An 11,175-nucleotide genomic window follows, 5' to 3' on the forward strand; every position below is an offset into this window, starting at 1 on the left:
AGTGCCTGTCAGTCACCCTGTAACCCTGATTGCATCAAGGAGCAAACCAATGGATCTAGGCATCACCGGCCGCTGGGCCATCGTCTGCGCGGCCAGCCAAGGCCTTGGCAAAGGCTGCGCCGAAGCGCTGGGCAAAGAAGGCGTCAACCTGGTCATCAATGCCCGTACCCAGGCCACCCTGGAGCAGACCGCCAGCGAGTTGCGCAGGGCCTGCCCGGGCATCGAGGTCCATACCGTGGCAGGTGATGTGGCCGACCCCAAGGTGCGCCAGGCGCTGTTGGCGGCCTGCCCGCAGGTCGACATTCTGGTCAACAACGCCGGTGGCCCGCCACCGGGGGACTTCCGTGATTGGGGGCGTGATGACTGGCTGAAGGCGCTGGACGCCAACATGCTCACGCCCATCGAGCTGATCAAGGCGGTGGTAGATGGCATGGCCGAGCGTGGGTTTGGCCGGGTGGTGAACATCACCTCCGGCGCGGTGAAGGCACCGATCGACATGCTGGGTTTATCCAATGGTGCCCGCAGTGGCCTGACCGGATTCATTGCCGGCCTGGCCCGGCAGCAGCGCCTGGCGGGCCGCAATGTGACACTCAACAACCTGTTGCCTGGGGCGTTCGACACGGCGCGCCTGCAAAAGACCTTGAAGGCGGCGGGTGGTGATGTGGAAGTCACTGCCCAGGCGCGGCGCAAGGCCATTCCGGCGTCGCGTTTTGGCGAAGCCGCGGAGTTTGGCGCGTATTGCGCATTTCTGTGCAGTGCGCATGCCGGGTACATCACCGGGCAGAACCTGCTGATCGATGGCGGGGCGTATCCAGGAACCTACTGACGCCGTTGGCGCTATTGCTTGCAGCCGCCTTCGCCCTCATGCAGCGCCAGGCTCTGGCGCAATTGTTCAATCATGGCCGCACGTAGCGCCTGCGGCGCCTGGATGCGGATCGAACCCGCCTGGGACAGCAGCCAGCCCATCAGCGCTCGGTTGTCGTCGACGGTGGCCACCAGCGCGGCGCCGCCGCCAGCCTGCGGCGTCAGTTGCATATCGACGGACAGGGGTGACTGTTCCAGGCGGCGGGCCAGCGCGTCATCGACCCAGGCATACAGTACAACGTGTGTCGGGGGGGTAAGTGCGTCGGGTTGCAGCTGCTGCGCTTCGCCCAGGCTCAAGCCCGGTTGCCAGTACCAGCCATAAGGCATGCCTTTACTGTTGCACTGTAGCGGGAACAGTGCGGCGAGCTCCACCAGGTCGCGCTCGACGGTGCGTTTGCTGGTGGAATGGCCCACGGTTGTCAGGGCAGCCTGCAACTGGGTGGAGCTCATGCCTGGGTGGCGGCCGGGCAGTAACTTGAGCAGTTGCCACTGGCGGGCGATGGTGTGGCGGGTCGGGTGGCTGGGCAAAGGGCTCATCCTTGAAGACAGGCACCGAGCCTGCCTGGGTAGTGGCGTTTAGCTATTGCCTAGCATACCCCGTCACAAGATGGGATCCAAGTTGTGGCGTAAGGCCTCGGTCAAGTGGTGCGCCGCCAAGTCAACGACGAGCGTGTCGTTGTGGTAGTGGTAATCAGTTGGCAAGCGCGAATGCTGAGCGGTCTATCGAGCGGCTCAGCGCGTCAGGTGATGACCCGCTGCAACGCCTCGATAAACATCTCCTCCGCCCGGCTGAATCGCTGCTCTCTGTTCCACAGCAGGTGAATGTCCACATCGGCAATCCCTTCGTGCGGCGACAGCTTCCAAAGCAAGCCCGCGTCAACATCCGGTGCCACCACATGTTCGGGCAGGCAGCCGATGCCAAACCCGGCAATCACCAGTCGGCGCACTTCCTCAAGGCTTGGCGATGACGCCACGATACGCCCGGCAAACCCTTGTTGGTCGCGGAAAATGGTCAGCGGCGACAACATGCCGCCAATTTGGTCGCTGGTGAAACTGACAAAGTTCTCCCGCTGTAAATCGCCTTCGGCCTGGCCGAACAAGGCATGGTGCTTGCCACAGAAGAATGCATATCGTTGGCGCAGAAACAGCCGCTGCTCCAGCCGTGGCTGTGCACGCCGGTTGAGGCTGAGGCCCGCTGTAGCGGTTTTCTCCTGCAGGGCGGCGACGATATCGGAGCTGCGCATCACGTCGATTTCCAGCTCGACCCTTGGGTGCTGGCGATGGAAGTTGGCCAGGAAGTCATCGAAACGTTCGCTGACGATGCGACTGATCATCAGCAGGCGCACTTTGCCCACCAGCTCGTCCGCCGGTTGCTCCAGCAAGCCGCCGATCTGCGACATCTGCCCGTACACCTCGCCAGCCAGCTGGAACAGCTGCTCGCCCATTTCTGTCAATACGAAGCGCGGTCCGCGACGGGCAATGAGCTGGCGGCCAAGCTGCTCTTCAAGGCGTTTGAGCGCCTGACTCACTGCCGGCTGGGTGAGGTGCAGGCGGGCGGCGGCACGGCTGATGGACAGCTCCTGGCCGATGACCCGGAAGGTGCGCAGCAGGTTCCAGTCGAGGCGGTCGTTGAGCAAGCGGTCAGGCATGGCAGGGCTCGATGATAAGCATGGCTAATAGTGCGCATAATAAATAGAAAATTGACTAATCATAGCCTCCGGCCGATAAATCGCAGTCATCGAAACCTGTTGGATCGACGTTGCCCCTCTTCGCGGGTGAATCCCCGCCTGCAGTGATCGCGCAGACGCTGTGGAAGCGGGTTGTCCCGCTGAAAAGGCATCATCGAGTCAACAGGCCAAGCGCCAGCAGAGCGCCCCGTGACCCTTGCAACTCCTGCCAGAACAACAAGCAAAGGAGCCCCCATGAAGCCGACCGCTTCCGCTCAACCGCGTCGTGCCGCCGCCGCCGCATTCATCGGCACCATGATCGAGTGGTACGATTTCTACATCTACGCCACCGCCGCCGCGCTCGTCTTCGGTGCCTTGTTCTTCCCCTCCGACGACAGCCTGTTCAGCACCATGGCCGCGTTCGGTACCTTCGCCGTGGGCTTCTTCGCCCGGCCGCTTGGCGGCATCATCTTCGGTCACGTGGGCGACCGTATCGGTCGCAAGAAGTCTTTGGTCATCACCCTGCTGATGATGGGCATCGTCACTGTCTGCATCGGCCTGCTGCCGACTTACGCACAAATCGGCGCGGCCGCGCCGGTGCTGTTGATCCTGCTGCGCATCGTCCAGGGGATTGCCGTGGGCGGCGAGTGGGGCGGGGCGGTACTGATGGCCGGCGAGCATGCGCCCAAGGGCCGCCGCAACTTCTTCGCGTCGTTCGCCCAGTTGGGTAGCCCGGCGGGCCTTATCCTGTCGCTGCTGGCGTTTGGTGCGGTCACCCGTCTGCCTGAAGAGGCGCTGATGAGCTGGGGCTGGCGCGTGCCGTTCCTGGCCAGCGCACTGCTGCTACTGGTGGGGCTGGCTATTCGCCTGGGCGTGAATGAGTCGCCCGAATTCATGGCCAGCCGCGAGCAGGCAGAAAAGGCCAGGTGCAAGGAGCAGGCTCCGGCCCTCGAGGTGCTGCGCACCGCCTGGCGCCCGCTGTTGCTGTGTATCGGCGCCAATACCCTGGGCATTGCCGGGGTCTACTTCACCAATACCTTCATGATCAGTTACACCACCCAGCAATTGCACCTGGAGCGCTCGTTGATTCTGGAATGCCTGTTCTTCGTGGCGATCATCCAGTTCTGTGTGCAGCCCCTGGCGGCCTGGCTGTCGGAGAAGATCGGTGCAACTCGCTTCCTGGCTCTGGTCGCCCTGCTGGCGATGGCCTCGCCCTACCCGATGTTTGTGCTGGTGAGCTCGGGCCACGGGCCCCTGATTGTGCTAGGCATCGCCTTGGCCGCTGCCTGCATGGCCTCTTTTTACGCGGTGATCGCCGGCTACGTCAGCGGCATGTTCGAAACCCGCGTGCGCTACACCGCCATTTCCCTGGCTTACCAGATCTGCGGCGCCCTTGCCGGCGGCCTGACCCCGCTGATCGGCACCTGGTTGGCCCACACCTTTAGTGGCCAGTGGTGGCCGATGGCAGTGTTCTACACCTTCATCGCCACCCTTTCGCTGGTCTGCGTGCTTGCCCTGGCGCGCCAGTACGCCCGTAGCCAGCACCTGGAACTGGCCTGATCCGATTGACTCTGGAGTACCCGCACATGTTGAAAAGCAATGGCGAACGCCTGTGGGCGAGCCTAATAGCCATGGCCGAAATCGGCGCCACCGCCCGCGGCGGTAGCTGCCGCCTGGCGCTCAGCGACGAGGACAAGGCTGGCCGTGAACTGTTCAGCCACTGGTGCCGCGAAGCCGGCCTGACGCTGACGGTGGATGCCATAGGCAACCTGTTCGCCCGTCGTTCAGGTAGTGACCCGAATGCCGCACCGGTAATGATGGGCAGCCATCTCGATACTCAGCCCGAGGGCGGTCGTTTCGACGGTGTCTATGGCGTGCTGGCCGGGCTTGAAGTGGTGCGCCGCCTCAACGAGCTGAACATCCACACTCGCAAGCCGCTGGAAATTGCCGTGTGGACGAACGAGGAGGGCGCGCGCTTCACGCCGGCCATGTTTGGCTCGGCAGTGTTCACGGGCAGCCTTGCGCTGGCCGAAGCGCTGGCTATCCGCGATGCTGATGGCCTCAGCGTCGCCGACGAACTGCAGCGAACGGGCTTCGCCGGCCAGCGCGCTTTAGGTGGCCCGGTGGATGCCTATTTCGAAGCGCATATTGAGCAAGGTCCGATCCTTGAAGACAACGCCAAGGCCATAGGTGTCGTCAGCGGCGGGCAAGCGATTCGCTGGTTGGACGTCACGGTCGAAGGCATGGCGGCCCACGCGGGTACGACACCGATGCTCCTGCGCAAGGATGCCCTGTATGGCGCGGCGCGGATGATCCAGGCGGTCGAGCAGTTGGCAGCGGACTTCGCACCCGAAGGGCTGACCACTGTGGGCGAGTTGTCGATTGCCAAGTCCTCGCGCAACACCATTCCTGGCCTGCTGCGCTTTACGGTCGACTTGCGTCACCACTGCGATGAAGCCATCGAAGCCATGGAGCGCGACCTGAGACTGAAGCTGCAAACCATTGCCAGCCAGCGCGGCCTGCAGGTGCGCATTGAACGCCACTGGGTCAGCCCGGCCACGCCTTTCGACCCCGCATGTGTGGCCGCCATCCAGCAGGCGGTGGATGAACTGGGCTACGCCCAGCAATCAATCGTCAGCGGTGCCGGTCACGATGCCATCCTGTTGGCCCGGTACTGCCCGACAGCCATGGTGTTCATCCCCTGCGTCGGCGGCCTGAGCCACAACGAAGCCGAAGACGTATTACCCGACGATGCCCGACAGGGTGCCGATGTGCTGCTGAACGCCGTGTTGGCCCGTGCGGGCCGTGTAGAACAAGGAGAAGGCTGATGCGTTGCTACTTCCACCCCGAACAACTGCTGCACCACCCACGCAGTTACTACTCGCGCGGCGCCATGCGCACCCCGCAGGAAGTCCCCGAGCGCGCCCAGCGGCTGCTGCAGGCAGCCAAAGACCTGGGTTTCGACATCCGCCAGCCCGACGATGCCGGCCTTGAACCGCTAAAGGCCGTGCATGGTGAGGCCTACCTGGCCTTTCTCGAAGAGGCCCATGCACGTTGGAAAGAAGTACCCGAAGACTGGGGTGACGAGGTCATGTCCAACATTTTCGTGCGTGAGCCCAACGCTCTGCGCGGCATCCTCGCCCAGGCCGGCCGCTACCTGGCAGACGGTAGCTGCCCGGTGGGCGGACACACCTGGCACTCGGCCTATTGGTCGGCGCAAAGCGCGGTTGCAGCGGCCAAGGCCATCCTCGACGGGGAGCCTGCCGCCTATGCCTTGTGCCGACCACCGGGGCACCATGCGCGGTTCGATGCCGCTGGCGGCTTCTGCTACATCAACAACGCCGCCGTGGCCGCCCAGGCCCTGCGCAGCCGCTACAACCGTGTAGCGATCCTCGATACCGACATGCACCATGGACAAGGGATTCAGGAGATCTTCTACGATCGCCGTGATGTGCTGTATGTGTCGACCCATGGCGACCCGACCAACTTCTACCCGGGCGTGGCCGGGTTCGCGGACGAGCGTGGCAGGGGTGAGGGGGAGGGGTACAACCTCAACCTGCCGATGGCGCATGGGGCGAGCCAGGCGGACTTCATGGGGCAGCTGGAGGTTGCGCTGGCTGCAGTGACGGACTTTGGTGCCGAGGTACTGGTGCTGTCGCTGGGGTTCGATATCTACGAACTGGACCCGCAGAGCAAGGTGGCTGTGACCACTGCAGGGTTCGCTGCGTTGGGTGAGCGAATTCGGGCGTTGCGCTTGCCTTGCCTGATTGTCCAAGAGGGGGGCTATCACCTGGAGAGCCTGGAGGTGAATGCGCAGGCGTTCTTTGCTGAACAGGCGGACTGGCGATAAGTGACAGAGGCCGGCATCGGTGGTTTGGCTGCCGGCCTTTTCGCGTGTGAACCCATTCCCATGGGCGCTTTGCAGCTTTCGAGTTTTTGCCCTCTATCGATCGGGGTCGACACCCCCTATATCCCACCCCGCCGCACGTGCTTCACCAACACCTTCTCCAACAACTCCCACATCGCCGGGTCCGTACTGAACGCCACGTTGAAGCGCATCCACCCGGTCGCCTTGGCGTCGACCATGAACAACTGCCCAGGGCCTAGCATGATGCCTTTCTCCAGCGCATCGTCCAGCAACGCGGCACTGTCGGGAATCGCCGGATGGCGGGTCCAGATGTACATGCCTTCATCCGATTCGGTGAACAGTTCGAAGCCCAATCGATGCAGATGCCGGCCAACTTCCTGATGCGCCTCGGCCAGGCGCTGGCGCAGGCGCTTGAGGTGCTTGCGCCAGCGCCCGTCGATGATCGCCGCATACACCACGCGCTCCATCACCTGCGAAGTGGTCAGGCCTGAGCGCATTTTCAGGTGCAGCAGTTTTTGCATCAGCTCGGGGTTGGCCAGCATGTAGCCGACCCGTACGTTGGGTGAAATGCTCTTGGAATAGCTGCCCACGTACACCACCTGCTGCAGATGGTCGAGGCTGGCCAGGCATGGCTGCGGCTCGGCGACCATGTCGGCGTACAGGTTGTTCTCCACCAGGCGGAAGCCATGCTGGCTGGCAAGCTGCAGCAGGCGGTGCAACTGCGGCAGCGGGGTGCGCGAGCACGTCGGGCTGTGCAGGTGCGGCTGGGTGAAGAACGCCGTCGGGCGGTGGTGGGTGAGCAATTGCTCCAGCTGGTTCAGGTCGTAGCCGGCCGGTGTACGTGGCACGCCTACCAGGGTTGCGCCTTGGGTGCGCAGAATGCTCATGAGGTTCGGGTAGCCGGGGTCGTCCACCAGCACCACATCGCCCGGGCGTACCAGTGTGCGTGCGGCCAGGTCCAGGGCCTGGCTGGCGCCGTGGGTGAGCATCAGCTGTGCTGGGTTGGCGACGATCGACAGCTCTTGTTGCAGGTTCTGGGCGGTCAGCGCACGCAGCTCCATCAGGCCCATGGGGTCGCCGTACCCCGACAACTCCAGCGGGCTGCCGGCCACCTGGCGCAGGCCGCGGCGCAGGCCGTCTTCGTACATCCAGTCGTTGGGCAGCCAGCCGCACCCCGGTTTGTACGGCAACTGGCGGATTTCGAAAATCTGCTGCAGGTACCACTCGGAGTTGAACGTTGGTCGACTGGTGTCGGCCTCGGTGTTGTGCTGCTCCAGCAGTTCGCCCGCCGCACGGTTGACGAAGAACCCCGCATTGCCACGGCTCACCAGCAGCCCCTGGGCGACCAGGCGGTCGTAGGCCTCGACCACGGTGAAGGTACTCACCGAATAGCTGGCGGCAAAGGCGCGGATCGACGGGACCTTGGCGCCTGGCTTGAGGGTTTGGTTGTCGATCAGCTCGCGCAGCCCATCAATGATCTGGTTGACCAGCGGGGTAGAGGAGTCTGGATGTAATTCGAACATTCGGGGCCTTCAGGGTGCGTATCGCCTGGCGTCTGCAGGGTGTACTGCATGGGCGACCTATACAGTGCAGTGCGAGATTCATGCCACTGTGCATGGCTCTCTGCGTTGGACATTTTTACATTAGGTGTCGGATATCGCCACATAAAGCATGTTCAGTTCGCCTCAGGCAGTCGCCCTGGGGCGCGTCAGCAGGCCGCCATGGAAGGCCTGCGTGTGTAAGTTCACACCATCCTGCCCGCATTAGCACTGATGTACAGGTGAAATCGCCAGCCATCGGGGTTTCACAGTTTTCCTTGGATAAAAAGAAGCACGGGGTACACAACTGATGGACGCAACATCCACAACCACCACCGCGAAAAGCAGGCACGAGAGCAAGCTCAGTGCCTCGCTGAAGTCGCGCCACCTGACGATGATGTCGATCGCCGGGGTTATTGGCGGCGCCTTGTTCGTCGGTTCCGGCAGCGTGATCCACAGTGCCGGCCCAGCCGCTGTCCTGGCCTACCTGGCAGGCGGCATCCTGGTGGTGCTGATCATGCGCATGCTGGGTGAAATGGCGACTTCCTCGCCTGACACCGGCTCGTTCTCAACCTACGCCGACCGCGCCATTGGCCGTTGGGCCGGTTTCACCATCGGCTGGCTGTACTGGTGGTACTGGGTCATTCTCATGGCCTGGGAAGCCTATGTGGCGGGCAAGATCCTGCATGGCTTCTTCCCCGACATCAGCGTCAACGTGTTCGTGCTGGCCACGACCCTGTTGCTGATCACCGTCAACTTCTTCAACGTCAAGCACTACGGTGAGTTCGAGTTCTGGTTCGCCTTGATCAAGGTGATTGCGATCGTCTGCTTCCTGATCGTGTGTACCGCTGCCGTGATGAACATCTGGCAGTTCGGTGAAGTGCGCGGCATCAGCCACCTCACCGCCGAAGGCTTCATGCCCAATGGCATCACCACTGTGATCGGTGCCTTGCTCGGGGTGATGTTCGCCTTCCTCGGCGCCGAAATCGTCACCATCGCCGCTTCCGAAGCCAAAGACCCGGCTGCGCAGATCGTCAAGGCAACCAACTCGGTGGTCTGGCGTGTGTGCCTGTTCTACGTCGGCTCGATCTTCCTGATCGTCTGCCTGGTACCGTGGAACGACCCGCACCTGGGTGTTTCTGGCTATGGCGCCTATCGCCGTACCTTGGAACTGCTGGGCGTGCCGTATGCCGAGCTGCTGATGAACTTCGTGGTGCTGACTTCGGTGAGCAGCTGCCTGATCTCGGGCCACTACACCGCTTCGCGCATGCTGTTCTCCCTGGCCCAGCGTGGCGATGCGCCGTCGTTCTTCAAGATCACCCGCGCCGGTACCGGTGTACCGGTGTACGCGATCATGGGCTCGTGCGCCGTGGCCGTGGTGTGTGCATTGATCAACTTCAGCGAGACCCTGCGCCCGAAAGACGTGCTGGACACCCTGATGAACACCACCGGTATGATCGCCCTGCTGGTGTACCTGGTCATCGCCTTCTCGCAGCTGCGCATGCGCCGCAAGCTGATTGCCGAGGGCAAGGAAGTACGCCTGAAGATGTGGCTGTTCCCGTGGCTGACCTACCTGGTGATCGCGTTCATCGTGGCTGCCCTGGTCACCATGGCCTTCATGCCTGACTACCAGATTCTGGTCATTTCCACCGGTATCGCTGCGGCGGTCGTGGTGGCGATGGGTGTGGTGCACCAGATCCGCTCTGGTAGCAAGCAGCACTAAGCGTCACTCGCGTCTGGAAACGGCCGGCTCCCTTGGGGACCCGGCCGTTTCGCGTTGTTGGGCCTGGGCTTTTTCTGCAGGCATGTGGAAACGCTGGTTCATCCACGGTGAACCGAGCAGGGCGGCCGCAGCGATCAGGGCCAGGATGGCGAGGGCGATGTAGGTCTTCAAGGGCGTGCGCATGCAAGGACTGACTTCAAGCAGAGGTGATCAGTTCCGGGGTAATCCGTTCGCAACCGTCCCGCCGGGCGACAGATGGCATATGCTAGGCACATTGCCCGCCCAAAGGAGCCGCACATGGCTTGGTCCGCCAACCAGTATTCCCTGTTCGAAGACGAACGCACACGCGCCGTACGCGACCTGATTGCCGCCATCCCGCCACGGCCGGTGCGCCACGCCACCGACCTGGGGTGCGGCCCCGGTAACTCGACCGAAGTGCTGCTGCAACGTTACCCCGATGCTCAGGTGACGGCGCTGGACAGCGACCCGGACATGATCGACAAGGCCCGTGAGCGCAAGCGGCTGTGCATCCCGCGTGTGCGCACGGTCATTGCCGACATTGCCGGCTGGGCTGCCCCCGAGCCGCAGGACCTGATCCTGGCCAATGCCTCGCTGCAATGGGTACCTGACCACGCCTTGCTGTATCCGCACCTGGTGCGCCAGCTCAGCGAAGGCGCCAGCCTGGCCGTGCAGACCCCGGACAACCTCGACGAGCCGGCCCACCGGCAGTTGCGCGAGATCGCAAGCCAAGGCCCCTGGGCGGCGAAATTCGCCGACTTGCAGCTGCCGCCACGGCACAGCGCGGCGTTCTACTACGACTTGCTCAGCCCGTTGTGCGCACGGGTGGACGTGTGGCGCACCACCTATCATCACCCGTTGGTGGGGGGCGCCGAAGCGGTAGTGGAATGGTTCAAGGGCTCGGCGTTGCGGCCTTATCTGGCCAGGCTTGATGAGCAGGAGCAGGCCGACTTCCTGCAGATGTACCTGCAGGCCATGCAGCGCGATTATCCGCCGGCCTCTGATGGCAAGGTCCTGTTGCCCTTCCCGCGGTTGTTCGTGATTGCTACCCGCTAGGACGGCGCCAGCGCCAGGCCACGTAGCTGTAGATGCCAAGGTTCAGCGCCAGCACGAGGGTGCCCAGCAGCAGCTGGATCTGCGGGGTCAGGCCGGCGGGGTAGATCAGTGGCCAGACGTAGTGCTCGACGAAGCTGCCCTGGTAACCTGCGTCACCGGCGGCATTGCGCATGCGGTTTTCCCAGGTGGTCAGCGGGCAGCCCAGGTGCAGGCACTCCACCGCCAGGCCCCAGGCCAGGGCCGGCAAGTGCAGCAACAGGGCAGGGCGCCAGCGCAGCACCAGCAGCCCGCCGAACAGCACCAGCAGGATGAAGGCCAGGTGCAGCAGCACCAGGGTGTCGGCGGCAAGGCGGTAGAGCATGGGGTGGGCGCCCGGGGATTGGGGTTATCCCAGCATAGTCGGGTTGCCTGATCTGGCCCCTTCGCGGGGGGGGGCCCCCC

The 11,175-nt window shown here is 63.4% G+C and carries 11 protein-coding genes; 6 read left to right on the forward strand and 5 right to left on the reverse strand.

Features of this window, described 5'->3' with window-relative positions; genetic code table 11:
* Positions 1 to 49: 49 nt before the first annotated feature.
* Positions 50 to 826, forward strand: a complete 777-nt coding sequence (locus AC3WLP_RS17940) for an SDR family oxidoreductase (RefSeq protein WP_088512764.1) — start codon at positions 50 to 52, stop codon at positions 824 to 826.
* A gap of 11 nt (positions 827 to 837) precedes the next feature.
* Here AC3WLP_RS17940 and AC3WLP_RS17945 read toward each other — a convergent pair whose 3' ends face one another.
* Positions 838 to 1,392, reverse strand: coding sequence for a WYL domain-containing transcriptional regulator (locus tag AC3WLP_RS17945; protein WP_014860861.1), 555 nt, complete (start codon positions 1,390 to 1,392; stop codon positions 838 to 840).
* 212 nt (positions 1,393 to 1,604) lie between these two features.
* The gene (locus AC3WLP_RS17950; protein ID WP_014591500.1) at positions 1,605 to 2,513 is read right to left on the reverse strand and encodes a LysR family transcriptional regulator; all 909 of its coding nucleotides are present in this window, start codon (positions 2,511 to 2,513) and stop codon (positions 1,605 to 1,607) included.
* 273 nt (positions 2,514 to 2,786) lie between these two features.
* On the opposite strand from AC3WLP_RS17950, the gene AC3WLP_RS17955 reads away from it, so the two are divergent.
* Genes AC3WLP_RS17955 through AC3WLP_RS17965 form a run of 3 tightly spaced genes read left to right on the forward strand, consistent with a single transcriptional unit; the run spans position 2,787 to position 6,381 of the window.
* Positions 2,787 to 4,091, forward strand: a complete 1,305-nt coding sequence (locus AC3WLP_RS17955) for an MFS transporter (RefSeq protein WP_064490797.1) — start codon at positions 2,787 to 2,789, stop codon at positions 4,089 to 4,091.
* 26 nt (positions 4,092 to 4,117) lie between these two features.
* Positions 4,118 to 5,359 (forward strand): Zn-dependent hydrolase, encoded by a 1,242-nt coding sequence (locus AC3WLP_RS17960; RefSeq protein ID WP_088512763.1) that lies wholly within the window; start codon positions 4,118 to 4,120, stop codon positions 5,357 to 5,359.
* Positions 5,359 to 6,381, forward strand: a complete 1,023-nt coding sequence (locus tag AC3WLP_RS17965; protein WP_088512762.1) for a histone deacetylase family protein — start codon at positions 5,359 to 5,361, stop codon at positions 6,379 to 6,381. Before AC3WLP_RS17960 ends, AC3WLP_RS17965 begins: the two co-directional genes overlap by 1 nt.
* Before the next feature lie 116 nt (positions 6,382 to 6,497).
* On the opposite strand, the gene AC3WLP_RS17970 is transcribed toward AC3WLP_RS17965, so the two are convergent.
* On the reverse strand, positions 6,498 to 7,922 hold the full coding sequence (locus AC3WLP_RS17970) for an aminotransferase-like domain-containing protein (protein WP_088512761.1): 1,425 nt from the start codon (positions 7,920 to 7,922) through the stop codon (positions 6,498 to 6,500).
* Between the two features lie 325 nt (positions 7,923 to 8,247).
* Between AC3WLP_RS17970 and AC3WLP_RS17975 the strand changes: the two genes are divergently transcribed.
* Positions 8,248 to 9,660 carry an amino acid permease gene (locus AC3WLP_RS17975; RefSeq protein WP_088512760.1) on the forward strand — a complete coding sequence of 471 codons (1,413 nt, stop codon included), beginning with the start codon at positions 8,248 to 8,250 and terminating at the stop codon, positions 9,658 to 9,660.
* Positions 9,661 to 9,663: 3 nt separating this feature from the next.
* On the opposite strand, the gene AC3WLP_RS17980 is transcribed toward AC3WLP_RS17975, so the two are convergent.
* Positions 9,664 to 9,843, reverse strand: coding sequence for a hypothetical protein (locus AC3WLP_RS17980; RefSeq protein WP_003250772.1), 180 nt, complete (start codon positions 9,841 to 9,843; stop codon positions 9,664 to 9,666).
* A 114-nt stretch (positions 9,844 to 9,957) separates the two neighbouring features.
* Here AC3WLP_RS17980 and tam point away from each other — a divergent pair, with 114 nt between their 5' ends.
* Entirely contained in the window at positions 9,958 to 10,734 is a 777-nt protein-coding gene (gene tam / locus AC3WLP_RS17985) for a trans-aconitate 2-methyltransferase (RefSeq protein WP_014753528.1), read from the forward strand.
* Here the strand turns inward: tam and AC3WLP_RS17990 are convergent.
* Positions 10,724 to 11,095 (reverse strand): DUF2784 domain-containing protein, encoded by a 372-nt coding sequence (locus AC3WLP_RS17990; RefSeq protein WP_003250774.1) that lies wholly within the window; start codon positions 11,093 to 11,095, stop codon positions 10,724 to 10,726. The genes tam and AC3WLP_RS17990 overlap by 11 nt on opposite strands.
* Positions 11,096 to 11,175: the final 80 nt, after the last annotated feature.

The sequence above is a fragment of the Pseudomonas sp. FW305-E2 genome, assembly GCF_058782925.1.

What these genes read in the sequence shown, in the direction of transcription:
- AC3WLP_RS17940 (WP_088512764.1), top strand. Translation starts at nt 50, where the DNA reads ATGGATCTAGGCATCACCGGCCGCTGGGCCATCGTCTGCGCGGCCAGC.
- AC3WLP_RS17950 (WP_014591500.1), bottom strand. Translation starts at nt 2,513, where the DNA reads ATGCCTGACCGCTTGCTCAACGACCGCCTCGACTGGAACCTGCTGCGC.
- AC3WLP_RS17955 (WP_064490797.1), top strand. Translation starts at nt 2,787, where the DNA reads ATGAAGCCGACCGCTTCCGCTCAACCGCGTCGTGCCGCCGCCGCCGCA.
- AC3WLP_RS17960 (WP_088512763.1), top strand. Translation starts at nt 4,118, where the DNA reads ATGTTGAAAAGCAATGGCGAACGCCTGTGGGCGAGCCTAATAGCCATG.
- AC3WLP_RS17965 (WP_088512762.1), top strand. Translation starts at nt 5,359, where the DNA reads ATGCGTTGCTACTTCCACCCCGAACAACTGCTGCACCACCCACGCAGT.
- AC3WLP_RS17970 (WP_088512761.1), bottom strand. Translation starts at nt 7,922, where the DNA reads ATGTTCGAATTACATCCAGACTCCTCTACCCCGCTGGTCAACCAGATC.
- AC3WLP_RS17975 (WP_088512760.1), top strand. Translation starts at nt 8,248, where the DNA reads ATGGACGCAACATCCACAACCACCACCGCGAAAAGCAGGCACGAGAGC.
- AC3WLP_RS17980 (WP_003250772.1), bottom strand. Translation starts at nt 9,843, where the DNA reads ATGCGCACGCCCTTGAAGACCTACATCGCCCTCGCCATCCTGGCCCTG.
- tam (WP_014753528.1), top strand. Translation starts at nt 9,958, where the DNA reads ATGGCTTGGTCCGCCAACCAGTATTCCCTGTTCGAAGACGAACGCACA.
- AC3WLP_RS17990 (WP_003250774.1), bottom strand. Translation starts at nt 11,095, where the DNA reads ATGCTCTACCGCCTTGCCGCCGACACCCTGGTGCTGCTGCACCTGGCC.